At 48.3% G+C, this 26,870-nt stretch carries 20 protein-coding genes; 12 read left to right on the top strand and 8 right to left on the bottom strand.

Annotated features, from left to right (window positions below; translation table 11 throughout):
• The first annotated feature begins 114 nt into the window (after positions 1-114).
• From C5O19_RS02785 to C5O19_RS02765, 5 genes are all read left to right on the top strand, one after another.
• Positions 115-2,589, top strand: coding sequence for a glycoside hydrolase family 95 protein (locus tag C5O19_RS02785; protein WP_104709811.1), 2,475 nt, complete (start codon positions 115-117; stop codon positions 2,587-2,589).
• 266 nt (positions 2,590-2,855) lie between these two features.
• Complete coding sequence (locus tag C5O19_RS02780) at positions 2,856-4,973, top strand: peptidase domain-containing ABC transporter (RefSeq protein WP_104709810.1); 2,118 nt, start codon at positions 2,856-2,858, stop codon at positions 4,971-4,973.
• A gap of 44 nt (positions 4,974-5,017) precedes the next feature.
• Complete coding sequence (locus C5O19_RS02775; protein ID WP_104709809.1) at positions 5,018-6,385, top strand: HlyD family secretion protein; 1,368 nt, start codon at positions 5,018-5,020, stop codon at positions 6,383-6,385.
• Positions 6,386-6,429: 44 nt separating this feature from the next.
• Positions 6,430-7,851, top strand: coding sequence for a TolC family protein (locus C5O19_RS02770; RefSeq protein ID WP_165795922.1), 1,422 nt, complete (start codon positions 6,430-6,432; stop codon positions 7,849-7,851).
• A gap of 152 nt (positions 7,852-8,003) precedes the next feature.
• The gene (locus C5O19_RS02765; RefSeq protein ID WP_102201177.1) at positions 8,004-8,174 is read left to right on the top strand and encodes a Sec-independent protein translocase subunit TatA/TatB; all 171 of its coding nucleotides are present in this window, start codon (positions 8,004-8,006) and stop codon (positions 8,172-8,174) included.
• 467 nt (positions 8,175-8,641) lie between these two features.
• Here the strand turns inward: C5O19_RS02765 and C5O19_RS02760 are convergent, their stop codons facing one another.
• The 3 genes from C5O19_RS02760 to C5O19_RS02755 form a co-directional block, all read right to left on the bottom strand.
• Positions 8,642-9,676 carry a hypothetical protein gene (locus C5O19_RS02760; RefSeq protein ID WP_165795921.1) on the bottom strand — a complete coding sequence of 345 codons (1,035 nt, stop codon included), beginning with the start codon at positions 9,674-9,676 and terminating at the stop codon, positions 8,642-8,644.
• A 311-nt stretch (positions 9,677-9,987) separates the two neighbouring features.
• On the bottom strand, positions 9,988-10,218 hold the full coding sequence (locus C5O19_RS26155) for a hypothetical protein (RefSeq protein ID WP_207766380.1): 231 nt from the start codon (positions 10,216-10,218) through the stop codon (positions 9,988-9,990).
• Positions 10,197-10,712, bottom strand: a complete 516-nt coding sequence (locus C5O19_RS02755; RefSeq protein WP_207766379.1) for an SMI1/KNR4 family protein — start codon at positions 10,710-10,712, stop codon at positions 10,197-10,199. Before C5O19_RS02755 ends, C5O19_RS26155 begins: the two co-directional genes overlap by 22 nt.
• Before the next feature lie 365 nt (positions 10,713-11,077).
• Between C5O19_RS02755 and C5O19_RS02750 the strand changes: the two genes are divergently transcribed.
• Together C5O19_RS02750 and C5O19_RS02745 are read left to right on the top strand one after the other, a co-directional pair.
• A complete protein-coding gene (locus C5O19_RS02750; protein ID WP_104709806.1) occupies positions 11,078-13,564 on the top strand; it encodes a glycosyltransferase family protein in 2,487 nt (828 codons plus the stop codon).
• An 81-nt stretch (positions 13,565-13,645) separates the two neighbouring features.
• Positions 13,646-15,304 (top strand): LIC_10190 family membrane protein, encoded by a 1,659-nt coding sequence (locus tag C5O19_RS02745; RefSeq protein ID WP_104709805.1) that lies wholly within the window; start codon positions 13,646-13,648, stop codon positions 15,302-15,304.
• A gap of 20 nt (positions 15,305-15,324) precedes the next feature.
• Here the strand turns inward: C5O19_RS02745 and C5O19_RS02740 are convergent, their stop codons facing one another.
• The 3 genes from C5O19_RS02740 to atpD form a co-directional block, all read right to left on the bottom strand.
• Positions 15,325-16,581, bottom strand: a complete 1,257-nt coding sequence (locus C5O19_RS02740) for an OmpA family protein (protein WP_165795920.1) — start codon at positions 16,579-16,581, stop codon at positions 15,325-15,327.
• 168 nt (positions 16,582-16,749) lie between these two features.
• Entirely contained in the window at positions 16,750-16,992 is a 243-nt protein-coding gene (atpC, locus tag C5O19_RS02735) for an ATP synthase F1 subunit epsilon (RefSeq protein ID WP_104709803.1), read from the bottom strand.
• A gap of 119 nt (positions 16,993-17,111) precedes the next feature.
• On the bottom strand, positions 17,112-18,629 hold the full coding sequence (gene atpD / locus C5O19_RS02730) for a F0F1 ATP synthase subunit beta (protein WP_104709802.1): 1,518 nt from the start codon (positions 18,627-18,629) through the stop codon (positions 17,112-17,114).
• Between the two features lie 175 nt (positions 18,630-18,804).
• Here atpD and folP point away from each other — a divergent pair, with 175 nt between their 5' ends.
• From folP to C5O19_RS02705, 5 genes are all read left to right on the top strand, one after another.
• Positions 18,805-19,656 carry a dihydropteroate synthase gene (folP, locus tag C5O19_RS02725; protein ID WP_104709801.1) on the top strand — a complete coding sequence of 284 codons (852 nt, stop codon included), beginning with the start codon at positions 18,805-18,807 and terminating at the stop codon, positions 19,654-19,656.
• 676 nt (positions 19,657-20,332) lie between these two features.
• Entirely contained in the window at positions 20,333-21,154 is an 822-nt protein-coding gene (locus C5O19_RS02720) for an aminotransferase class IV (RefSeq protein WP_094810508.1), read from the top strand.
• Positions 21,151-22,197 carry a M15 family metallopeptidase gene (locus C5O19_RS02715; protein ID WP_133163288.1) on the top strand — a complete coding sequence of 349 codons (1,047 nt, stop codon included), beginning with the start codon at positions 21,151-21,153 and terminating at the stop codon, positions 22,195-22,197. The genes C5O19_RS02720 and C5O19_RS02715 overlap by 4 nt, the downstream gene beginning before the upstream one ends.
• 124 nt (positions 22,198-22,321) lie before the next feature.
• Positions 22,322-22,801 (top strand): peptidoglycan-binding protein LysM, encoded by a 480-nt coding sequence (gene lysM, locus C5O19_RS02710; protein WP_104709800.1) that lies wholly within the window; start codon positions 22,322-22,324, stop codon positions 22,799-22,801.
• A 140-nt stretch (positions 22,802-22,941) separates the two neighbouring features.
• On the top strand, positions 22,942-24,108 hold the full coding sequence (locus C5O19_RS02705) for a metallophosphoesterase (protein WP_104709799.1): 1,167 nt from the start codon (positions 22,942-22,944) through the stop codon (positions 24,106-24,108).
• 260 nt (positions 24,109-24,368) lie between these two features.
• On the opposite strand, the gene C5O19_RS02700 is transcribed toward C5O19_RS02705, so the two are convergent.
• Entirely contained in the window at positions 24,369-25,025 is a 657-nt protein-coding gene (locus C5O19_RS02700; protein ID WP_104709798.1) for an HAD family hydrolase, read from the bottom strand.
• Between the two features lie 153 nt (positions 25,026-25,178).
• Positions 25,179-26,834 carry a sodium/sugar symporter gene (locus C5O19_RS02695; protein WP_104709797.1) on the bottom strand — a complete coding sequence of 552 codons (1,656 nt, stop codon included), beginning with the start codon at positions 26,832-26,834 and terminating at the stop codon, positions 25,179-25,181.
• Positions 26,835-26,870: the final 36 nt, after the last annotated feature.

Raw genomic sequence — 26,870 nt, 5'->3', positions numbered from 1 at the left:
AATAGTTTGCTTTCCTAGAGTATCAAGCGAGTCGCTAGCCCTCTTATGTTCATAAGGGACGTCTGTAGATAACTCACGTTCCTTTCTCTGAACTTCATTCAAAATAACCTTTGCATGATTAAGCAACTGGCTAGTACGCTCCTCCTAGCTTTTACCTTCTTTCCTGCTCTAAGTCAGTCAAATCTTAAGCTCTGGTATCAACAACCCGCCGAAGTCTGGACGGAAGCCCTTCCCGTGGGTAATGGTCGACTGGGAGCAATGGTTTTTGGGCGGCCCGCTCAGGAGCTCATTCAGCTCAATGAAAGTACGTTGTGGTCGGGAGGTCCCGTGAAACCGAACGAAAACCCTAATGCCTATACGTATTTGCCTCAGGTACGAGAAGCTCTGGCGGCTGAAGAGTATCCCAAAGCGGTACAACTGCTGAAGAAAATGCAGGGCCGTTATACGCAAACGTATTTGCCGCTGGGCGATTTACTCATTCAACAGGATTTAAAGGGACAACAGCCATCTAACTACACGCGTGATCTGGACCTGAACAAGGCTCTGGCTACCACGCGTTTTACGGTAAATGGCACTGAGTATACCCGGGAAGTGTTCAGCTCCGCTCCCGATCAGGTGATTGTCATTCGCCTGAAAGCCAGCAAGTCCGGTCAACTTAACTTTGACGTAAAAGGCAGCAGCAAGCTACGATTCGAGAAGCAGACGCAGGGTACGAATGAGCTGATTGTGAAAGGCAAAGCTCCGGCCCACGTTGATCCGAATTACTACAACGCCCCCGGTCGAAATCCCATCATCTACGACGATCCGGCGGGCTGTAACGGCATGCGGTACCAGTTTCGCATCAAAGCTCTGCCCGTGCAGGGACAGGTACAGACGGATACAGCGGGCATTCACGTACGTAATGCGTCAGAAGTGGTCTTGCTAGTATCGGCAGCTACCAGTTTCAACGGATTCGACAAATGCCCCGACAAAGATGGCAAAGACGAAGCCAAACTGGCCGCTCAGTACCTCAATCAGGCCGCCACTCAGCCGTACAATCGTTTATTAAGCAAGCATACAGCTGATTATCAGAAGTATTTCAACCGATTTTCCTTTACATTAACGGATTCTACCCGGACGAATCCCAATGTGGCCTTACCTTCGGATCAGCGACTGGAGCAATACGGCAAGGGTACGTACGATCCAGGGGTGGAAACGCTGTACTTCCATTACGGTCGCTATCTGCTCATTTCGAGTTCGCGGCCCGGTGGTACGCCAGCCAATTTACAAGGCATCTGGAATCAGCATATGCGGGCCCCGTGGAGCTCGAACTTCACGATCAACATTAATACGCAGATGAATTACTGGCCCGCTGAAGTGACCAATCTTTCGGAACTGCACCAGCCTCTGTTTGAACTCATTAAAGATTTATCGAAAACGGGGAAACAAACGGCTCAGGCCTATTATAAACTTCCGGGCTGGGTCGCCCACCATAATACGGACATCTGGGCTCTATCCAACGCCGTAGGCGATATGGGCGATGGCGATCCGATGTGGGCTAACTGGAATGAAGCGGCTGGCTGGCTTTCGCAGCACTTGTGGGAACACTATCGCTTTACGGGTGACCGCCAGTTTTTGAAAGAAACGGCTTATCCACTCATGAAAGGAGCCGCCACTTTTCTGCTGGGTTATCTAGTCGAAGACAAGGATGGTTATCTGATTACCTCCCCCTCCACGTCTCCCGAAAACTCATTTCTGGATTCCAAGGGTAAACCGGCTTATGTGACGGTTGGCTCCACGATGGATATGTCGATCATCTGGGATTTGTTTACCAATTTGATTCAAGCTTCGCAAACTCTGGGCACGGATACGCAATTTCGTAACCTGCTAATTGAAAAGAAGAAAAAGCTCTTACCGCTGCACATCGGTCATAAAGGCAACCTACAGGAATGGTATAAGGACTGGGAAGACCAAGATCCGCACCACCGGCACGTTTCGCACTTATTTGGCCTCCACCCCGGACGGCAGATTGCTCCGCTGAGTACCCCTGAGTTTGCTCAGGCCGCCCGCCGTAGCCTCGAGTTACGCGGCGATGAAGGTACGGGCTGGAGTAAAGCCTGGAAAATCAACTTCTGGGCTCGTCTGCTCGACGGGAACCACGCCTATTCGCTGGTTCGGCAGTTACTTCATTACACGCGAGAAAACGGAACCGCCTATCAACGCGGGGGTGGTACGTATCCCAACTTTTTCGATGCTCACCCCCCCTTCCAAATTGACGGTAACTTTGGCGGTACCGCAGGCATGACCGAAATGCTGGTTCAAAGCCATCTCGACGACATTCACCTATTGGCCGCTCTGCCCGACGCCTGGAAAGCCGGGCAAGTACAAGGGCTACGGGCTCGTGGGGGCTTTGAATTAGGTATGCAGTGGAAAAACGGCAAATTGACAAAGGCTACCATTACATCGCTAAAAGGTGAGCCCTGTAAAATCCGCACGGCTCAACCCCTGTCCGTCAAAGGTCTGCGTGCAAAAGCCGAACGCTCGGGCTCGTATTATGTACTTTCCTTTCCTACGCAGGCGGGAAAAACGTACGAACTCCTCACACAGTAATTCTACGCTTAACCCATCTTAAAGAGGTACGGAAACGTTGTTTCCGTACCTCTTTTTATTTCAATCCCTTCTAAAGCCTAGATACTGAAATTATTAGAAGTTAATGAGAATCTTTTCTTCAGGAACCACCGGATTTAGTTTTGTCGTTAGTCATGATTGGTAAAGCACCATGCTGGCACTGATTTATATGAAGTCAATAGGTTCAAAACCTACAACTTTAAACGGAGTACCTTTTCAAGTGAACCCTCATTTGAATATTTAACTATATGACCATTCCCGTATTAGACCATACTGTTCGGAAACTAGCCGAACTCTTTTTCCCCGAAACCCCAACGCTTGCTTCTATTAATCATTCTGCCTCTACCTATGAACCCGAAACACTAGAAGTTTTCGTAGGAGATCTGATTGAACAGGCCTTTAGTGTGAATCTGGCTCTGGTCAAGCACGAAAAAGCCGAAAACGAGTTCTGGGACTGGAAAAAAAACAGCGAGCATCCCTTTGTCTTCTTTGATCAGACTTCAAAAGACGACATGCGTCCCATCATTGCGGGCCGGGATTTGAAAAAAGGGAAGCCCTATCATTACGCCATTACGGAACATGGTCCCGAACTCATCAGCGGCGAAGGTTTGACGCCCGCAACAAACGATAATGGGAAGGTACTGTTCCTAACGGCGTTTCCGATTCAACCCCTCGCCAGTGACGATGCCAGTACGGACGAAAAGCCCATGACGCCCTGGCAGCGTACCATGCAGTTATTCAGAAATGAACGGCGGGACATTTATTACCTGTACCTCTACGCCATCGTTTCCGGATTAATTGCACTAAGCTTGCCTCTAGGTAGTCAGGCCATTGTAGGGCTTATTCAGGGGGGGCTGGTCTTTTCTTCCGTGTATCTGCTGGCAGCTTTGGTGATTGTGGGTACGCTCATTACGGGTATTTTGCAGATCGTTCAGGTGTCGATTGTGGAAGTTTTGCAACAACGCATCTTTGCAAAAGCGGCCTTCGAATTTGTCTACCGGATTCCCAGAATTAAAGTGGAAGCTCTCAACCGGTATTACGCACCGGAGTTGATGAACCGTTTCTTCGACATTCTCACGGTACAAAAGGCCTTACCCAAAATCCTCATCGATATTACCGGGGCCGTCATCCAAATTGCCTTTGGTCTGTTGCTGCTCTTTGCGTACCACCCGATGTTCATTGTATTCGGGTTACTGACTATTTTGCTCATCTTTCTGGTGTTTCGTTTTAATGCCAGTAAAGGTCTGGAAACCAGTCTGTATGAATCCAAGTACAAGTACAAGGTGGCTCAGTGGCTCGAAGACATTGCTCGTACCTTGTTCAGCTTTAAGGTAGTTGGAAATACTAACCTTCCCGTCCAAAAAATGGATGAACTGGTTAGTCGTTACTTGCTGTACCGGCAAAAGCACTTCAAAATTCTGTTGCGGATTTTTTACTACATGGTGGCCTTCAAGACTCTGGTCATCGCAGCCCTGCTGATTTTAGGTATTTTCCTCGTGGTAGATCGCCAAATTACACTCGGTCAGTTTGTTGCTTCCGATATCATTATCGTCTTGATCGTTAGCTCCGTAGAAAAACTCATCACGAGTATCGATACCATCTTTGATCTGGTTACAGCCACCGAAAAGATGGGTAACGTTACGGATCTGCCGCTCGAACGGGAAGGAGGCCTACGTATGCCGATCAATAAGCAGGACTTGGCTCTGGAAGTACATAACCTTACGTTCCGCTACCCAGATGGCAAGCGTCCCATCCTTCAAAACCTGAGTTTCTCCATCAAACAGGGTGAACGGGTGGCGATTACGGGTTCAAACGGAGGCGGTAAAAATACTTTGTTAACCCTGCTGAGCGGTTTAATGACGGAATACGATGGCAGCATCTCAGTCAATGGCTTTTCGCTACGAGATATTCACCTGAACGACTTCCGGAACGCGGTGGCGAAAAACGTGGCCCCCGACGAAATTTTTGACGGAACCATCTTCGAAAACATTACGATGGGGCGTACGAATGTTTCATTGGATGACCTCCGATGGACCCTTGAAAACCTCGGACTAACGGATAAAATTGGTCAGCTCCCCGATGGAATCAATACCGAAATGCTGGCTGAGGGTCAGCGGTTTTCGGAAAGCTTCAAAGCAAAAGTTACGGCCGCCCGCTGTATTGTAGAACGCCCCAAACTGTTGATGTTCACGGACTTCTATGGCTTGCTCGACCGAGATGAAAAGCTAAAACTCATCAAGTTTGTATGCGATAAAGCTCATCCCTGGACGTTCATCACCATTTCGCACGATCCAGAAGTGTTAGCGGCCTGTGATCGGGTACTGATTCTGGAAAATGGGAAAATCGTCAGTGACGGGCCGTATTAGTCCTTTGTTTTCAGCTGCTGAGAACACTTAATTCAACTCAAACCATGCTCAATATATCTCCCAAACGAGTGGATTCGGACCTACCGGAAAACGAAATCCAGTCCCTCAAGACGCTTTCTACCCACCGGACGGGCCGGAAGCTGGCCCGCTGGATTGTGGGTATTCTGTCCGTACTCTTCATTGTACTCTTCATGCCCTGGCAGCAGAATATCAATGGAACGGGTACGGTCACGGCCCTAACGCCCCAGGACCGTCCGCAAACGGTACAAAACATTATTGCCGGACGGATCGAAAAATGGCACGTTCGCGAAGGTCAGGCTGTACAAAAGGGCGACACCATCTTGACGTTATCTGAGATCAAGGATGAGTACTTCGATCCAAACCTGCCCCTTCGTCTAACTGAACAGGTCGATGCCAAGGAAACGGCCGTGGATGGGTACGAAAATAAAATTGAAGCCGTGGAAAATCAGCTAGCCGCTTTGCGTAATGCTCTGCGACTTAGTCTGGAAAAAGCCCGCAACAAAGTGCTACAGGCACAGGCTAAGGTTCAGTCGGATAGCGTTGATCTGGCTAATGAGCGCATTCAGTTTCGAATTGCTGAGGTTCGTTTTGAGCGTTTCCAGCAAGGGTACCAACAGGGTTTGTTCTCAAAAACCGACCTCGAAGGTCGTGAACTTACGTTCCAGGCCGCTCAGGCAAAAGTGGTTTCTGCCCAGAATAAACTCAATATTTCCCGGCAGGATTTGATTAACTCCAAAATCGAACTCAGCTCGATTGATGCCGACTACCAGAAAGAAATTGCCAAATCGTTGTCGGATCGTAGTTCGGCCGTTTCATCACTCGGCGATGGCCAGAAAGAACTTTCCGAGCTACGGAATAAAGTAGCGAACGTCAATGTTCGACGCAATCAGTACGTATTGCGGGCTCCGCAGTCGGGTATCGTGGTGAAAGCTCTGAAAGCCGGGGTGGGTGAAACCATTAAAGAAGGGGAACCCATTTGTACCCTACAACCGCAAAATCCGCAGATGGCGGTCGAGTTGTACATCAAAGCTATGGACGTTCCCCTGATTCAGAAAGGTCGTGAAGTACGGATTCAGTTTGATGGTTGGCCCGCTTTACAGTTTTCGGGTTGGCCTTCAGTAAGTGTCGGTACGTTTGGCGGTCGCGTAGCCGTCATCGATCAGGTGAACTCGACGAGTGGCGAATACCGGATTTTGGTTACGGAAAAAGTGGAAGAACGGCGGGATCACCCCTGGCCTGCTCAGTTGCGACTGGGTTCGGGCGTGTACGGTTGGGTTATGCTTGACAGCGTACCCGTATGGTACGAAATCTGGCGACAACTTAACGGCTTCCCACCGAGCTTAAAAGAGGAGCCCAAAGGCGATTACGCCGGAAAGGGGGCGAAAAAATGAGGTTTTTAATGGCTCGCTGGTTGAGAGGGCTTGCACCTACGGTCTTGCCGTCCAGAACTAGCGTTTTTACCTGGGCTTTCTTCCTTTGGACAGCCCTAGTAGCCCCTGTATGGGCTCAGGATTCGGTACGAATTTTCAGTTTTGCTGATTACGCGGATTTGATTTTAAAATATCATCCCGTCGTACGGCAGGCGGATTTGATTCCAGCCGACGCCCGTACGGAATTGTTACAGGCTCGCGGCATGTTCGATCCGAAATTGACCTCGGACTTCAGTCGAAAAGAGTATAAGGATAAAGAATACTACAATCACTGGGAGAATACGCTGAAAATACCGACCTGGACGGGTATTGACCTGAAGGCGGGTTATGACCGGAATACGGGGCCATACATCAATCCGCAGTATTACACGCCCGATGCCGGGTTGGTGTATGCAGGGTTGAGTGTACCCCTGGCCCAGGGATTGCTGATTGATGCTCGCCGTTCGACGTTACAACAGGCCAAGCTACTCCAGAATATTGCCGAAGCGGATCGCCAGAAAGTGATTAACAAAACCATGTACGATGCTGCCAAAACGTACTGGGACTGGTACTTTGCCTACCAGCAATTTCGATTTACGGCGGACGGACTTAATCTGGCGGATATTCGCTATCGGGCGGTAAAGCAACGCGTGGAAATTGGTGACTTAGCCGCTATTGATTCCGTGCAGGCTAAAATTACGGTACAGGAGCGACTGGCTTCCTACCAGGCCGCATTGCTGGAATTTCAGAATACACGACTGGGCATTTCCAATAATCTCTGGAACGAGAACAATGAACCGGTAGAGTTACCCGAGAATGCGATTCCGGGCGGTGTTACCATTCCTGAGCCTACCCAGGAACAACTCGACGAGTTACTGGCCCGGGCTAGCCGCCAGCACCCCGATCTGATTAAGCTGGATTTTAAACTCCGGCAATTGGATATTGAGCGGCGATTCCGGCAAAATCAGCTTTTACCGACGGTTAACGTGAATTATAATTTCATCCGGGAACCCGTCGCCATCGGCAAATCCTATGACGCGGGCTGGTGGCTTACCAACAATTATAAAGTAGGGGCTGAAGTGAGTTTCCCGCTATTTCTACGGAAAGAACGGGGTAAACTCCAGCAGGTTCGCATCAAGCAGGCCGACACGCAATTTGATCAGCAACAAACGCGACGGCTGATTACGATCACCGTTCGGCAGGTATTCAATGAAGCCCGAGCCTTGCAGCAACAGGCCGAAACACAAGGTCAGGCAACGGCCAATCAGCTCCTATTGGTACGGGCTGAGCAGCAAAAATTTGACATCGGTGAGAGTACGCTTTTCTTGGTCAACACGCAGGAAAGTAAATTGATTGATATGCAAATCAAGACGGAATCTCTACGGGCGAAGTACGCCAAAGCTTGGGCCAACAGTCTATACGCCGCCGGTGGAAATCCGCAACAATAGGGCTATTTTCGATTAAGAATACCTTAAATTTTCATTTTTTTGAAACTAATTAGCCTGATTCTTAGCTAATAGAACGAGTGCACTAAACAAGCAATGGTTTTAGTGTGTACTTTTATCCTAGCAATTTTATTCACTAAAAAACGACCATCGCTATGTTTGGAATGGGAGGACCCGAAATCGCCCTCATCGTAGGGGCTTTTGTTCTGCTTTTCGGAGCCAAGAAAATTCCCGAGCTCGCACGGGGGCTGGGTAAAGGTATCCGTGAATTCAAGGATGCATCTAAAGAAATTCGGGAGAATATCGAAAATTCGACGAAAGAATAATTTCGTATGGTCCCAATTTAAAGGCTTACTTCCCTAGAGAAGTAAGCCTTTTTTGTTATGAGTCGGACTGTAACGGCCTTTAAGAGATAGCTCCGTATTTTCTTTATTATCGGGCTTAGCTTTTAACAATCAGTAGCACTAGCTCACTATACAGGATTTTAGGCAGCGAACTCTATAACTTATCAGTTGAATACACCCTTATCGAATTTTGGTAAGATAGTCACTTGCTTAGGGCGTATGCTGCATGACCAGTCCCACAAAGTACTAGACCAAGCCAACGCGAACGTTCTAATCTTATACTCTTACTTTTATTACCCTCAAAACTCAATGCGTGGTAAATCAGCCAACTACAACAGGCCTGGTTTTAATCTTCAAAAGAATTTGATCTCTAAAAGTCCTAGAGAGTGTCTCTCAAAAGAAAGATAGATATTTAAAGCAGAAAAACTATCCAGCAGTAGGCTCATTCATTATTTAATTTTTAGATAATAATTTAAAGAAATTCTGGGAGGGATAAAGAAGGGCGTTTCTTCTCTCATCTTGAAAAATAAACGAGAAAAGTGAGCTACTTCTAGTTCAAGTCTTTTTTTATAACTGATTCCGGCACTCGGTTGCAAGATGGTATAACTAAAAGCAGGAGTATATATCTCTTTAGGAGGTTTTATAGAATAATGGCCTAACCCAATACTAAAGAAGGGTTGGACTTTAGATCTGCCTAGATAACTTCCTACCATTGCTTCCCAAGCTTTACCCATTCTTGGCTCTCCTTTCGCCATAAAAAAGTTATAGTAATACATTCCAGGTATCAGAAAGTAGTTGAGCTTTATATAAGCATTTTGATTATTACGGGGCATATTCACTCGTAAGGTCATGCCGCCTGTCAAATAACTTTCTTTTCTATTTAAATCATAACTATTCAGACGTTCTACACCGACCCCTACTCCCACAAAAACAGCGATTTTACGATCAATAGATTTTTGTAGTGTCTTCGTACCCGTTAGATTTTCATTGTATAAACTAAGGTGACGGATAAGACTATTCGCAAAATAAGCAGGAGAAGAAATTAAAAATTCAGGAGCATCTGCGGTTAATTGAGTAAGCTGATCTTTGTATTCCGCTACCTCTACCGCATATTGCTGACCCTCTTTAATTTTATTGTATTTGAAATTAATAAGCTCTTGAAAAACCTCTTTCTTTTGAACAAAGAAGCGTTCGCGGTGATCATTTGGGCTTTTGCCACGAAATAGACTAACCGTTTGATCTTTGTATATATTTTCCAGAAATAATGTTTGCTCTAAATAGGTATCAGGTACAAAAGCATATATATCATTGGTCACTAATAATAAACGCAACCGATGAGACTCATAAAGCTTTTTTTCAGCAGCGATGTAAAATGCTAGAGCTTGGTCCGAAGTAATAATTTCTTCATTTTGTTTCAAATCTCTTTTAAAAGAGATTTGAGTTGGGCTTTCATTCCAGTCTTTATCATCAATATAGCCACGCACAGTATCCGACTTATTGATTACCACATAACCGGGTTGATAGTTCTTTTGAGCAAAACAGGAAAAAGAAGAGAGTATAACGAATGATGTCAATAACGATCGGTAAAACATAAATGGTCAGGTGGTGGAGATAAAATTTAAGAGCAAGTATACAGCTCAATACGCTTTGTTTCCTAATGATAACTTCATTCGTCCTTTTAAAAAAATAATTCAGATTTTTCTGATCTCCACTTTGCTGCTTCTTTTAGTTTCCCGACTAGCATACACTGCTGTATGCAAATTATCATTTCAAAAGATAGAGACATTTAATCAGATCATTTACCAAATAATCTTGCCATGAAACTTCTTTTCAGTGGCTTTTCTATCGCCCATATTAATTCAGTTTTGTGTCTTATAGCTGTACTAGTCTTGGTGAACTTTCCATAAGCAAACCCAGCTCCATTGGTAGCGTTGCGTAAATCTGCAATCATAAAGGTTTCGGGGAGTGTCAATGCAAAGGTTTTCAATAGCCTATCTTCGCTTTCTATCGCCTGTTGCCATTCCATGAATCCATGTTTTCCCAAATTTCGAATACTCTTGTTTCGTGAATAGTATCCAGATGAGCGTTACTCTTGTTTTTCCCGAAGTCATCCAGATGCTCCATAAACTGCGTTAGATTTTCCGAGTGCTTGACAATCACCGCTGGATCATGGCATACATAGAATACTACTCCCCAATTTCCATCCTGATTAATATCTAGAATCCAGTAGTTTCCAAATCCATCGCTACAGAGTTGTACTGCATGAGGAAAAAAATCTTCCATACCGAATGTTCCAACGACATTGAATCGTACCTCTTCAACCCCATAAAATTCAAACCCACTTGTAAACGTTAAAAGCTCCTTTATTTCAGCAGGTATAAATCCTTTAGGCAATCGACTGCCTAAGTCTGCCATAGCTTCCTCGGACAAGCCAGGCTTGAGTACAATCTCATATACTTCGTCCTCTTCAGTGACGTAACGTTCGTTTAAAAGTGATTTTAATTTTTCTGTAACTGTCATCAGATAGGTTAGGTAAAGGAGGTTCTTTCGGATTTGCAATCTTAGCTTTTTCGGGTTACAAATCCGAAAAGCGGCTTTGGGGATTTATTTTAAAAACTGCCTGCTCCTTATCGCTTGTATCTACGCAGCTGTTTTCTGTAGTACCCGGCTCTTTCGGATTGGAAATCCGAAAGAGCACCTTTCATATCATTCTGGAAAACGACTGCTTATTATCTCCTGTTAGGATTAGTATTTAGTTTATCCGTTCTCTGTAGGGTACGTCGTACGTTTTCTCTGCTATAGTCTCCGTCGAGTAAACCTTTTTCTCCTGCAACGCTTCACAGTCTGCCGTATCTTCTATTTTTGTGGTTTCTATCTCTGCACGCATGAAATCCACGCTAAGCAAGTTACTCCCTCATTTACTCGCCCTACTGGTTCTGTTTGTACTCGCTGCTCTATACGCTTCGCCCAATTTGCAGGGCAAGGTGCTGGGTATGCACGATATTCAGCAGGCCCAGGCGGGTGCTCAGGAACTCAATGAATTTTACAAAGCGACGGGCCGCTGGGCTCTCTGGACTAACTCGATGTTCAGTGGCATGCCCGCCTACATGGTAGCTGGCGATTATCCGTACACCTTCGTCGGTAAGACCGTAGCCGTTACTTTACTCATCATTCCCGAAACCATCCGCATCGTTTTTCTGATGATGCTGGGCATGTACGTACTGCTGACCACCATGGGCGTACGCCGCTGGCTGGCTGTACTCGGAGCCGTAGCTTTTGCCTTTGGTTCGTACAACATGATTTTCATTAAAGCCGGACACGTTTCCAAAATGTACGCTCTGGCTTATATGCCGGGTATTCTGGCTGGGGTAATGCTGGCTTTACGGGGTAGATACTGGATCGGCGGAGCGGTTACGGCCTTGTTTCTCTGTCTGGAACTAGCCTCGAATCACTTACAGATTACCTACTATTTCGGTCTGGCCCTGGTTCCCTATATTATTATGGAAGCCGTGGTTCAGATTAAGGAAGGTCGACTCAAAAACCTGATTACCGCGGGTATTGTCCTGGCGGTTTCGGCGGCCATTGGTATCGGTAGTTACGGCGGCCGTTTGCTCGTTACGCTTGATTATACGAAAGAGACCACTCGTGGCAAGACCGAACTTACCCTGGCCAAACCGACACAACCCGGCCAGGCGGCTCCAGCAGCCACTACCGCTCCCCAAAACGGTCTGGATCGCAGTTATGCGTTTGAGTACAGTTACGGTATTGGTGAAACGCTAACCCTGCTTATTCCCCGCGTTTATGGTGGAGCTTCTGGTGAACCGTTAACGGACGGTTCCGATATGTATAAATTACTGCTGCAACGCGGACTCGATTCAGCTCAGGCCAAACAGATTGTTGAAGGGGGTATGCCTACCTACTGGGGCGATCTCCCTATCAATGGTGGTCCGGCTTATGCAGGAGCAGTACTTATTTTCCTGGCGGTGCTGGGTTTGTTTGTAGTACAACACCGGATCAAGTGGTGGATACTGGGGGCTACCTTTCTAATGCTCTTCATTGCCTGGGGTAAAAACTTTGCGGCTTTTGGTGATTTCATGTTCGATTACTTCCCGCTCTATAACAAGTTCCGGGCGGTTACTATGACCCTCAGTATCATCCAATTCCTACTGGCTTTATTAGCGGTACTGGCTATAGAAACGTTACTGAGTCGGAAACCCAGCTTTGCTGAAATCAAAACGGGCCTGATTGCCAGCTTTGCTCTCACGGGTGGTCTGGCTCTGCTGTTGTGGTTGGTAGGTCCTTCCATACTGGAATTACGTAAGCCCAATGAGAGTGCTCAGTTGGGACAAATGTTCGGTGATCCCGCTTTTGGTCCGGATGTTTTGCGAGCTATGATTGAAGACCGGGGTTCTATTCTCCGGGCCGATGCGTTACGTACCCTGATCTTCATCGTACTGGCCGCGGGTTTGGTCTGGCTGTACGTGACGAATAAGGTAAAAGAAACGGTACTAGTCGTAGTTCTGATTGCACTAACGTACTTCGATCTTTTCTTCATCGACAAACGGTATTTCAATAACGACGACTTTACCACCAAGCGGCAGGCACAGGAGCGGATTGCCCCTTCGCCCGTGGATGAGCAGATTTTACAGGATAAAGGATTGAGTTATCGGGTGTTGGATAATCGGGGTTACTTCATGAGCGATGCCAACGCTTCGTACTTCCACAAATCATTAGGAGGCTATCACGCGGCTAAACTCAAGCGATACTCGGAATTGATGGAGTATGCGTTGCCCAAAAACTTCATGGGCGTGATCAACATGCTCAACGCCAAGTACGTCATTCAACGCGATCCGCAGAGCAATCAGGACGTAGCCCAGCAAAATCCCGAAGCCCTGGGTAATGCCTGGTTCGTGCAAAATTACCGTCTGGTTCCCGATGCCAATGCGGAAATGACGGCCCTGCAAACGCTCAATCCCAAACAAACGGCCCTGATTGATCAACGGTACGCGGGTGATCTCAAAGGCCTGACGACCCTTCAGTACGATTCTACGAATACGATTCAACTGGTTGCCTACCAGCCCGACCAACTCAAGTACGAGAGTAAGGCAAAGAGCGAACAGCTGGCCGTATTTTCGGAGATTTTCTATAAAGGCAATACCGACTGGAAATCCTATATCGATGGCAAGGAAGTGCCGCACATCCGGGTGAACTACCTTTTACGCGGTTTACGCATTCCGGCGGGTACGCACACGATTGAATTCAAGTTCGATCCCCCCGTCTGGAAAACCGGCATGACGATTGATCTGGTCAGTAACATTGCCCTGATCCTGCTCATCGTCGCGGGCGTAGTCATTGATTCCCGACGGAAGTAAGCGTATCTTTGTACGGTTTTTAAACAATGGCTGGTGCTTGCATCAGCCATTTGTGTTACCCCGGTTTAACCTTGTTTTCTCATGCTGCTTACCCTGCTGCTCTGGCTGTACATCTCGCTGCTTTGTCTTCTGGCGGGCGATCTGGTACGAATGGGTTTTCAGAAACTGGGCCGTACTTCTCTGGAGGTACCGCTTCCTTTTCTGGCTATACTCGGCTGGGCGGGCCTGATGAATGGATTGGGGTATTGCTGGCTACTGATCCCCGTAGGGCAAGCGGTCCACCTGTTTGTGTTAACAGGACTATTGATAAGCGGCTGGCTTCGTCGAAAGTACTGGATTAGCGTCGTTCGTACGCTGCAACTCCCGCGTTCCTGGCTTTTCTGGGGCGTAAGTATACTTGGTTTTCTCGTCATTCTGACCCGTACGACGCACCTGCCCCGCGTGGCGGATACGGGCGGATACCACGCTCCCATGATTCGCTGGATCTCGGAATATGCCGTGGTACCGGGACTAGCGAACGTGAACTATCGCTTTGGTTTCAACAACGCTTCCTTTCTAACCGAGGCTTTTTTCAGCTTGCGATTTCTGGGGGGAGATGCCTTTCACGTACTCAACGGCTGGCTCATGGCGGTGGTCTGGTGCTGGGCCTTACTTCTTTTGCAAAATACACGCTTCAAACCCAGTGAAGTACTCATTGTGGTACTGGGGGTATGGTATCTTTGGCATTCGCACTGGCGGCTCGCTTCGCCGAGTCCCGACCACCCGGCTCAGTTGCTGGTAGGTTTACTTTTTTTCCTGCTGATCCGGCAAATGGAGGCCCCCGCCAATTCGTCCGAACGCCTGCTGATGGTGTGGCTGACGTTATTGGCGTTTACCATCAAAATGAGTACACTCGTTGCCCTACTCATTTCCCTTCTTTTATTCGTTGATGCGTTTCGCAAGAAAGATTACGCCTTCCTTCCCCGCCTGATTGCAGTAGGACTGCTCCCCCTGCTTTGGTGGCTGACGGCCAATGTAATTCTGACGGGGTACATCCTGTACCCTACGACTTCCCCCGTACTCGACTGGTTTTCGTTCGACTGGAAAGTACCTAAAATCGTCATTGAACAAGGATTACTGAATCTTTCGGGCGGTACGAAACTTAGTCCGGTACAGGGCCTATTCGATTTCAGCTGGGTACCGTACTGGTTTACCCAACAACTCGTACCCGATCAAGTATTGCTGGTATTTCTGTTTGGCTGGCCGCTGTTTGCCAGTTTTCGCTGGAAACAGACGGTTGCTTTTCTGATGCAGTACCCCAACTGGTTTTGGGTACTGGTGACGGCGTACGCTGGGGTAGCTTTCTGGTTCATCTCGGCTCCGGAATTCCGCTTTGGGATGGGCTTCATCATCGCGGCTCTAGTCGTAGGGTATCTTCCCTATCGCGTGCCCGTCCCGGCTTTGTACCGTTTTGGAATCGTTGGCGTATTGAGTTTGGCCCTGCTGTATGCCTCCTTCAAGCGGCAAGCCAGTCCGCTGGTATTTCCTGATTCGTATCCGGCGGCTCAACTGACTTCCTACCCGTTACAGGGCCAGCGAATGTACGTCGCCACGGACGATCCCCGCGTAATTCACGGCATCAAGGGCTATTGGAGTAATTGCCAGGATGCAGCCCTGCCCTGCTCTCCGTACTATAACCCTTCGCTGCATTTGCGGGGAACCACTTTATCGGAAGGTTTTAAAGCAGTGGAGACGCGATAACCGCGTCTCTACCTGATCTATCACTTCTTAGTTACGATGAGTTCAACCCGTCGGTTTACCTTGCGTTCCTGATCACTTTTAGCAGTACTCAGCGGCCGCGTATCGCCGAAACCTTTCGCCTCGATACGCGAGGCGTTAATGCCATTATTGACGAGGTACCGTTTAACGGTTTCTACCCGCTCGATGGATAATTCCATGTTTTTCTGCGAATCGCCGATGGCATCCGTATGACCTTCGAGCCGAATTTCAACCGTCGGATTTTTCTTCATCCAAGCAACCACCTGAGCCAGATTTTCCTGCGATTCGGTGAGTAGTACGGCTTTGCCCGTTTCAAAAAGAATGTTCTTCAATTCAATCTTGGAGCCTACTTCCGCTTTCAAATCCTCCATAGACGATGATGTAGTCGCGGGTGGAGGTGTTGGCTTAACCGGAGCAGTCGCTACGGGTGGAGCAGACTGTTTTTTCCCAGCACGTAAATAGAAGTCTTTTTCTACGGCATTATCCTTCACAGTCACCGTCGCCGTCATCGTTTCGTAACCCGGTACTACCGTCGAAAGCTGGTAACTTCCGGGTCGCACGTTTTTCCGAAAAACGCCCGTACTACCGATGGTTCGAAGCGTGTCTGCTTTCGCTCCCGCCCGCAACACAGCGATTTTCCCTTCCAGTGGTTCTTTCGTTACGGCGTCGTACACCTGACCACTCAGCAGTACCGTGGCGACTTCAGCCGTTTTTTTAGAGGCCTGAGCAACCGCTGGAGCTTTTGTATCCTTTTTCGTTTTGTCCGCTGGATTTTTGATGTGTATGTGATAAAAATTCCAGCACCGCCAACCGTTTGCCCGATCCCGGCATTCAAACAGATCAAAATCTTCCATGCCCGGTTCGAGGCGTTCAAAATACACCGCAAAATTAATCACGTCCCCCGGCTGTACATCCCGTTTATCGGGTCTTACCGGAATGCCCACGGCCTTGATGAACTTGAATGAGTACAAATTCCCCTTCTGATTCACCCGTAAATCGCTCTCTGGATCAACAGCGACGTTGCTGTACGAAGTCTCCTGCATTTGCGGATTCAGTTTTCGCAACCAACGGTCCTGAATATTCAATGGCGGATCTTCGTACCGCATGTACACAATGGTAAACTGGCTGGTTAGCTCTACCTTGGTAATGAACACATCCGCGGCCGTTTGCCCTTCCACCCGGGGTTTCACCGTTACCTGGGCCTGTACAGCTCCGAGCAGCAGGGCCCCGATCAAACTAAACAGTAGTCGCTTTTTCATGGAATGTTGTACTTGAAATACCTTCATTAACGCCGAACTTCATCCGAATATTTTCGGAGCAAAACTACCAAATTCCCGCTTTCGGATAAACGGCAAAAAAAATAGTCCCGCAGGTTTTAAAACTTGCGGGACTATCAGCAACTAACGCACGATACGTTAGCACAGCTCTTATAAAATGGCTTCGGCCAGAACCAGAATCTTATTGTTGAGTACTTCCACTACGCCCCCATCTACGATGTACGTTTTCTGGCCCTCTTTCGATTCCACAACCACTTCGCCTTTACCCAGTGTACTCACCAGGGGGGCGTGATGATTTAAGATCTGGAAGGAACCCTGCGTACCCGGAAATGAAGCCGAAGTTGCTTCTCCGGCAAAAACTTTCTTATCGGGAGTAATGATTTCGATGAACATAGTCAGTCTTCTGTTTTGAGTTTACAGCGGCCGCCGTTGCGGTTTTCAGTTTGCGGTTTTCAGTTGACTGTAAAGGCTCACCAAGCTTTCGCTGTCAACTGAAAACCAAAAACTGTAAACTATCTAGAAGCTTCTGCCAGCAGTTTCTCCCCTTTTACGACCGCGTCTTCGATCGTACCTACCAGGTTGAATGCAGCTTCTGGCAGGTGATCGTAATCACCCGACATGATTTTGTTGAAGCCTTTGATGGTTTCTTCAATCGAAACGAATACACCTTTCAAGCCCGTAAACTGCTCGGCAACGTGGAAGGGCTGAGACAGGAAGCGTTGTACGCGACGAGCCCGTGATACCGTTTGTTTATCTTCTTCTGACAATTCGTCCAGACCAAGGATGGCGATAATGTCCTGCAATTCGTTGTAGCGTTGCAGAATCATTTTCACGGCCATTGCACAATCGTAGTGAGCGTCGCCCAATACATCCGGGCTCAGGATACGGCTGGTTGAATCCAACGGATCCACGGCGGGATAGATACCTAGCGAAGAAAGTTTACGGCTCAATACCGTGGTAGCATCCAAGTGAGCAAACGTCGTTGCCGGAGCGGGGTCAGTCAAGTCATCCGCAGGTACGTAAACGGCCTGTACGGAAGTAATGGAACCACGCTTGGTTGACGTAATCCGCTCCTGCATGGCACCCATTTCGGTAGCCAGCGTGGGCTGATAACCTACGGCTGAAGGCATCCGGCCTAATAGAGCCGATACTTCAGAACCAGCCTGCGTAAAGCGGAAGATGTTGTCGATGAAGAACAGGATGTCGCGACCCTGACCTTCGCCGTCGCCATCACGGAAGTGCTCAGCTACGGTCAGACCCGAAAGGGCTACCCGTGCACGTGCTCCCGGAGGCTCGTTCATCTGTCCGAACACGAGCGTAGCTTTGGAATCTTTCAAAGCTTCGTCGTCTACTTTCGACAGATCCCATCCACCTGCTTCCATGGAGTGGTTGAAGGCTTCGCCGTACTTGATTACCCCTGATTCGATAAACTCGCGAAGCAGGTCATTTCCTTCCCGCGTACGTTCACCTACACCAGCGAATACGGACAAACCACCGTATACTTTAGCAATGTTGTTGATCAGCTCCTGGATCAATACGGTTTTACCTACACCGGCACCACCGAACAGACCAATTTTACCCCCTTTTACGTAAGGAGCGAGCAAATCGATTACTTTAATACCCGTGAACAATACTTCCGTTGAAGTAGCCAGTTCGTCGAACTTGGGAGCGTTCCGGTGAATGGAGAGACTGTCTTCTCCACTGGGTTGTGGCATACCATCGATGGCATCACCTACCACGTTAAAGAGGCGACCACGGATGGCATCGCCGGATGGCATTACAATGGTCGTACCAAAGTGAAGCACCTCAATACCCCGATACAGACCTTCGGTCGCGTCCATGGCGATCGCACGTACGCGATCTTCGCCTAAGTGCTGCTGCACTTCCAGGATCACTTTCTGACCGTTGGGTTTCGTTACTTCGAGGGCATCAAGGATTGCCGGCAAGGACGAACCTTCTTCTTCGAAACTCACGTCCACAACCGGTCCGATCACTTGGGTAATCTTACCTTTATTGACTGCGTTTGCCATTGAATATGAGTAGTTACTGGGAGATTGCAAATTTGCCCGCAAAAATAGCCCACGATTCGCGTATTGCCAAAGTCAATATTGGATATTTCCGGGAAAATTCCTGAATAGCTATTATATAGTTGTCAGAATTGGATTTCAGGCCCTTTTTAGCCCCTTCTAATCGTAATTTTACGCTATGCAAGCACTTCTTTCTACCCCATCTACGCTCAACTGCCGGGGGCAAATTGTATCCTTGAAAAAGCCGGTGGTGATGGGAATACTCAATATTACACCCGATTCATTCCACGCCGGTAGCCGTTTTGAAGACCCGGATCGGATTCGCCAGCAAGCTCAGCAGATGCTTGCTGAAGGAGCTACTTTTCTGGATATTGGCGGGTACTCCACCCGGCCCGGTGCGGCCGAAGTTTCGGAAGCAGAAGAAGTCCGTCGGGTTGTACTTGCCATAGATACCATTTTAAAAGCATTTCCTAAAGCCCTGATTTCGGTGGATACCTTCCGCTCGGGCGTTGCCCGCCGGGCCGTTGAAGCGGGAGCAGTAATGGTCAACGATGTGTCAGGTGGTTTACTGGACCAGGCGATGTTTACCACCGTCGCCGAACTCAACGTTCCCTACGTACTCATGCACATGCGGGGGACACCCCAGACGATGGGCAGTATGAATCAGTACCAAAACCTGCTGACGGAAGTCATCGACGAATTGGCTCAACGGGTACATCTGGCCCGGCAGGCTGGTATTAAAGATATTATTCTGGACCCCGGTTTTGGTTTTGCCAAAAATGCGGATCAGAATTACCAGCTACTGGCTCAGGTCGAAGCCCTGCAAATTTTTCAGTTACCGCTGCTGATTGGCTTATCCCGCAAGAGTATGATCTGGAAAAAACTGGGTATCTCCCCCGCCGAAGCTCTCAACGGTACGACGGTACTCAATACGATTGCTCTGCAAAAAGGAGCGAAGATCCTGCGGGTGCATGATGTACGGGAAGCCTGTGAGGTGATTCAGATTATGGAGTGGATGCAGAAGGCCTAGCGGTTGGCTAGAATGTATCTGGGCCTTGTTCTGGCTAGTAACTTCTCTTCATTCCATACTGTGTTGATTTTTTGAAGCTTCGTTATTCACCTTAAACGGGGTTTGGTGCTATAGATAGGGCTGTTCGATAGTCCGGAAGCCTTCCAGGCTGGACCTCTCCACGACTAACGACAGCCTCCTCTGGGCCACCGCATTGCGGCTGCCGTAGGTCGTTCAGTTGCCGCCATGGAATGGCTCAATGGCGGGAGAGGTTTTCTTCTTCTGACAATTGATCAGTTGTTGGTTGATCGTTTACAATTGTTGGGTTTAAACAAGTTTCTACACGGACGACTTAAATCAAGGCCCCGTTCTATCCCATTCCATGGCGGGCTCAAGTCGCCTTCCATTCCATGGCGGTTTCATCCGCAATGCGGTGGCCTAAAGCGGGATGAAAAGAGCGGCGGGCGTGCCGGCATGGGATGCATACGGACTAAATGACCAGCCCACTCAACAGGACGAAATAGTGATCCTATCAAACTAGTTGCCAGTTTATAATTATCAGTTATTTAGAACTTATCAATTCCTACATCTATACAGATACACTACTCAAACCTTGCTTACAAAACGTAATCCTTAGTCTTTGAGAAAGAATCAAAAATCCCATCCTTATCTTTGACCGACGATATCTTTCTTCAACATGGCAGCTACTTTTTTTGTCAACGGTTCGTTCGTTCCCGAAGAACAAGCCCAACTTCATATCACCGACCTGGGGCTGTTGCGGGCCTATGGCATTTTTGATTTTTTCCGGGCCATGGACGGTCAGCCCATTTTCCAGGAAGACCACCTCGACCGCTTTGAGCGTTCGGCGGAACTGATGGGTCTGACGATTCCCGCCAGTCGGGAACAGCTTCGCGAAATCATTGCCGAACTGATTCGTCTGAATCCGCACGCTCTGCTGGGTCTGAAGCTGGTGCTTACGGGTGGCTACTCTCCCGATGGGTTTGCTCCCGCCGAAACGCCCAATTTCTTCGTCATTCCGAAGCCCTTCGAGTTCAAAAGTCCGGACGAAGGCCTGCACTTCATGAGCGTCGAACACCAACGTCAGCTGGCCGAAGTCAAGTCACTCGATTACCTGTTGCCGATTTATTTATTGCGAAAGCAACGCGAAATAGGAGCCGATGACGTATTGTATTACGAAAACGGTCTGATTACCGAATCGTCCCGTTCCAATGTATTTGTGGTGAAAGGCGATACGCTCATTACACCTGCTGAAGGGATGTTACGCGGCATTACCCGGAAACACATCCTGCAATTTGCTCCCCAGATTATGCGGGTAGAAGAGCGTCCGGTTACGCTGGAAGAGACGCTGCAGGCCGACGAGCTTTTCACCACCGGATCGACCAAACGGATTGTACCCGTTACTAAAATTGATCAGAAACCCATCGGAACCGGACAGCCGGGGGCCGTTACCCGTAAGCTTTACGAGCTCTTTTTAAAGTACGAACAAGAAACGATTTGAAGCGATTCATTCACTTTTGCCTGTTTTTCGGAACCATCTTTCAGGCCTGCGGGCAACTCCCGCAGGCCTTACCCGGCTGGGAAGCTTTGCGTTGTGACAGTACCCAACGCGTTAGTACTTTAAGCCTGTATGATTTGATTCTTCCCCTGTACAGCACGGACAGTATCCGCGAAAAAACCATTGGCGTCAACCGCGTGCTGGCCTTTGTGGCGGATGAAAAAGGTACGGTCCGCTTTCTGGGTTCGCATCGAACAGGTTCAATCGCGGACTCGCTAGGCTCCCCCACTACACCTTTAGACAGTATACAAAGGCATACATACCTCGCTTCGGCAACCGACGAGCCCATTTATTTGTACGACCGCTGGTCCTGGCTGCTCAATACCACGCGTGAAGTATTTCTGGCCCGCCGCGATTCACTCGTGGATTCGCTCCGTCGTCAGTTGCCCAACTACGAAGTAAAAGTCATTTCTGATCTTCGGAGTGCGGAATTACAAACCAAACTGCTAGGCCGAGGCCGTAGTATGGCTCCGATTTCGTTTCACCAGTTGGGATTGGCTGCCGACCTGGGCTTTTTCCGGCGGGGGCGTCTGGTTCGTAACGCAGGCCCCTACGAGGCCATTGGGGAATTGACACCATATTATCAATTAATATGGGGCGGAAATTTTGTGGGTTTTGTTGATCCGCCTCACTTTCAACTCTACAAAAACGCGGCGGTATTTCTGCGGGATTTCCCCATGCTTCGCTTTGAGTTTGAGCCTTTTTACGAAAATTACCTGCGACGCGTACGACAAAAGATTGAGAATAATCGGGAACATGAAGTCGAAGACACTAAGGCTTTGTTAATGATCCTCAACGAATTCCGGCAACAGATGCCCTGTGCTTGTCAAGGAGATTCATTAAATACTTCGTTGCCTCAGCTGGCGAAAGTTCCGCCCCTTACTTCAGAAGACGTACTGATTTTCGGCGATTTACGCAGTCAACGCTTATCCTTCTGGCGGGGCAACGAGTTGTTGATTTCTTACCGCTTGGGAATTTGGCAGTAATTCCTCAACATTTTCCGTAAAAATACTTAATTTTCGCCCGTTCCTGATGTAGAGATGTGCTGGAATGACATTTTCCATATTTCTAGGAATACTAACTTATATTCAACCTTAACTCTCAATCCTTATGGGACTGATTTCATTCATGAAAGGGGTCGGCGAAAACCTCTTCGGTAGTAAAGATGAAGAAACCAAAGTAGCTCAGGCCAAGCCGGAAGAAGTAGAACCACTGCGGGCCGGAGCCTTATTACAAAAAGTAAAAAGCCTGGGGCTGGCCTACAAAAACCTGACCATTAAAACGGCTGGTTCGACAGTCGTACTGGAAGGCGAAGTAGACAAGCAGGAAGACGCTGAAAAAATTGCCCTGACTGTGGGTAACGTCACTGGCGTAGAACAGGTAGACAACCGCATTCGCGTGACGGCTCCGAAACCCGAGGCTCAGTATCACACCGTAGAAAAAGGCGATTCGCTTTCTAAAATTGCGGGTAAGTTTTATGGCGATGTCATGAAATACCCCGTCATTTTTGAAGCCAACAAGCCCATGCTGAAAGATCCCGATCTAATCTATCCCGGTCAGGTACTGCGGATTCCACCGCTGGAAAGCTAGTCCTTTGATTTGCGTACAAAAACGTCCCTTTCTCACCGGAAGGGACGTTTTTTATTATTAAGATTTTCTCATGTGAAAACATCTTCGCTGGCTTTTGGTAATTCTTCTAAAGAAATGTTTCTCTGCAAAACTGATCATCCGTGCGTTCCAGTAAGCAATACGTTAATCTGAGTCATAACAAGGTAGAAAACCACCTCAAAACCCTGCAAAACGAGTTTGAGGAAGAAGTAGTACCAACGGATACCGTCACCTATAAACTCCGGCAATTTTTCTGGTCGAATTTCTTCGGTTTCGTCTACCATTATTTTAAAAGTCGATTCGGGAAACGCTATCCGTATCAGTCGTATCCGAAGGACGGGGATTCGGGTGTGTATCGAATTCCGAACGATGCGACCCTGGCCCTGCTTTCCGACTGGGCCACGGATACCATTGAATCCGATTTGGTGGGACGTCTGGTAGCCCGGTATCAGGCCGACTATACCTTACACTTAGGAGACGTCTATTTTGTTGGAGCTCCGAAAGAGATACGGGCCAACTTTCTAAATCCGGATGCTTCCTGGCCCTGGGGTACGCAGGGTAGTCTGGCCCTGTCGGGGAATCATGAAATGTACTCCAATGGTCGCGGTTTCTTTGAAGAACTGCTCCCCCGCATGGGCGTCGATCAGGCAGGTGTACGCGTTTCGCAGAAGGCGGGATTTTTCTGTCTGGAAAACGATCACTGGCGGATCATTGGACTGGATACGGGCTATACCTCCGTACGAAATCCAATCATGGAAATCATCAACCCACCAGACTGTCGCTTGAAAGATTCGCAGGTGCAATGGCTACGGGAGCAGGTAAAGCTGGGCGATTCCAGCGATAGCCGCGGCCTTATCTTTCTGAGCCACCATCCCGTTTTTTCGGTGTTTAGAAATGCCTTCCCCAAACCCGGTGAACAACTCCGCGAGATTCTAGGCAAAGCTAACCGCCCCGTCGCGTGGATTTACGGACATGAACATCGCATGGTGATTTACCATACGCAGCAGCTAAAAAATAGTTTGACCGTACACGGCCGCTGCATCGGCCACGGCGGCATGCCCGTAGAACTCAAAGCCCCCGAAACCCACGATCCGATCTACTTCATGGACGACCGCATCCGTACCCGTCTTCGCCGCCGGGATGTGAGCTACAATGGCTTCGCGTACCTGACGCTACAGGGACCGAATGCCGTGATGAAGTACATCGACGTAGAGGATACGATGATCTTTCAGGAAAACTGGCGGGTAGAAAATGGAGCAGTGATTGTGGAAAAGGCGGATGCGGTGTAAAGTCGCGACTTATCAAGATTAAGTCGGAATAATCACCTACTATTCACGCAATTTCTTAATTAAGGACAAGGAGCTACTTCAGGTATTGAATTAGCTCTTTGTCCTTAATCAATCCTTTTGAGTTTACTAAGTTGTTCGCAACTAGGATAGTAATTTAGATTAATTTCCGTGCTATAATTTTACAATTCATAAATAGGAAATTTGATCTTCAAGTACTGGATACGGTGTACCAAGATTTAGTACTTAAGTCCAGCATTTTCTTACTTCGCCAACTCCTCTTCCAGATCAATCTCCGTATAGTCCTTTACGCATTTCCGAACGCTGGTAAACGTTTCAAATTCTTCGGCTTTGTGCGTGGTTGTCAGGATGATGGCTTCCATACCGGCGTTGAAGGCCGTACGGGCTCCCGTGGGAGAATCTTCGAACACCAGACATTCCTCCGGCTCTACGCCTAACGTCTGAGCAACTTGAAAAAATACGCTGGGATCGGGCTTACCTTTCTTGACATCTCGATCACAAACAATGGCTTTGAAGTAATGCCGTATGTTGAGGTTATCCAGCACGTAATCCACGTTTTCGTACCGGGCCGCTGTGCCGATCCCCATCGGAATATCCAGTTCGGCGGCTCTGGCCAGTAACTCGGGTAAGCCATCAATGAGGCGAAGCTGCTCCAGGAAAATTTCCCGGTAGCGGGCTTCCTTCTCGGCGGAAATACGGTCGCGTTCCTCAAACGCATACTGGTCACCAAAGATCCGAACCAGAATATCATCATTCATACCGTGGCAGGTAGCAATGACTTCATCAAGCGTCATCTCCTTCCCAACCTCGGCCAGTTTCGACTGCCAGGCGTGGTGGTGTACCATCATGTTATCCACCATCGTCCCATCCATATCGAAGATTAAAGCTTTCTTTTTCATGCGGCAAAGGTAATGGTGGGTTTTGGGTTTAGAGTTAATTATCCCCTCTTTACCTTTATCTCGAGCTTTCTGATTTCTCAATAGGTATAATTCCAAAAACGAATCAAGAAAGATTTGGGAGAAAACAACCCTAAACTCAAAACGTAACAACGCTTAATAGAAGACCCCATAAATCGTCAGAATCAGTCCCGTAATAGTCAGGGCTCCGACGAGGAAGGAGGTGGATACTTTAAACCAGCTGGATTCGACAGCAAAGGCTTTGGGGTTGGCCTTGCCTTTGGATTCCAGCAAACTGATGGCTACGTGTACGGCTACGCAAATCCAGAAGACCGTACCCATTCGGTTGAGGAAGGGCATATCCGGAGCCTGATATTTGAACAGCGTTGAGAGTGGAATACTCAGCAGAGCCGACACCAAAGCACCGTTGGCCGTGGCTTTGTTCCAGAAGAAACCCAGTAGGAAAATCGCGAGAATACCCGGTGAAATGAAGCCTGTATATTCCTGAATGTATTCAAAGCCCTGACCAAAATTCCGCAGGAACGGACTCAGCAGTAACGCGATACCAAAGGCCACCACGATGGAAAGACGACCCAGGCGTACGGTCTGCTTTTCGTTCAGATTGGCATTGAAGAATTTCTTGTGAATATCGAGTACGTAAATGGTCGAGATACTGTTCGCTTTTCCGGCCAGCGAAGCGACGATAGCTGCCGTCAGAGCCGCGAAGGCCAGGCCTTTCAGACCCGTGGGCAGGAGGTTCAGCAGTACCGGATACGAATTATCGGGTTTAACGACGCCTCCTTCGGTAATACCGCTCACAATCGCCGGATCGGCATTTTCCTGAAACAAAACATAAGCTGCCAAACCGGGCAATACCACGATGAAAGGCATCATTACTTTCAGGAAAGAAGCAAACAGCAGACCGTTTCGGGCCGTTTTGAGGTCGGCTCCGAGGGCCCGTTGCGTGATGTACTGGTTACAGCCGAAGTAGTTAAAGTTCACAATCCACTGACCGCCAATGATGAACATCATCAGACCCGGTAACTGGTTGTAGGCATCAATAAACCCACCGCGTCCGTCGTGTACCTGATACTCGCCCGGCGAGAAGACCATGTGCATGTGACTGTCGGCTTTTTCTTTCAACAGGCCCAGTCCTTCAAAAACGCCCGCTCCCGTACCCACCCGGTCAGACAGCAAATCCAGAGCCAGATAGGTCGTTGCCAGACCCCCTACGACCAGACAAACCACCTGAATTACGTCGGTGTAACCGATTACCTTCATCCCACCTAGCGTGATGAATACCGCAAAAACCGTCAGGAAAATAGCCGAGGGCATGAAGCCAAAACCTGTCATCTTTTCCAGACTGATGGCTCCCAGGTAAATAATCGAGGTCAGGTTGACGAGGATGTACAGCAAAAGCCAGAATACCGCCATGATCGTTGCCAGCCGTCCGTCGTAACGAACCTGTAGAAACTGCGGCATGGTGTAAATCTTGTTCTTGATGTACATCGGCAGGAAGTATACGGCAATGATAATCAGGGAAAACGCACCGACTAATTCGTAAACCGAAATCGCCAGCCCCAATTGAAAAGCCTGACCGCTCATACCGATAAACTGTTCGGCAGAAATATTAGAAGCAATGATGGAGGAACCAATGGCCCACCAGGTAAGCGAACCTTCCGCCAGGAAAAAATCCTTGGAGTCGGCGGTTTGTTTGCCTTTGTTTTTGAAGACCCAGTAACCGTATACGGCCACTATCACGAAATAAACCAGGAAAATCGTGTAGTCCAGCGATTCAAGACCGAGTGTCATAAATGGGTTTAGAGTAAGATTAGTTTTGCAGAAGGG

It is taken from the genome of Siphonobacter curvatus (assembly GCF_002943425.1).
GTDB lineage: Bacteria > Bacteroidota > Bacteroidia > Cytophagales > Spirosomataceae > Siphonobacter > Siphonobacter curvatus.
Note: the sequence above shows the minus strand (reverse complement) of the source record. Positions and strands in the feature narration are given on the sequence as shown.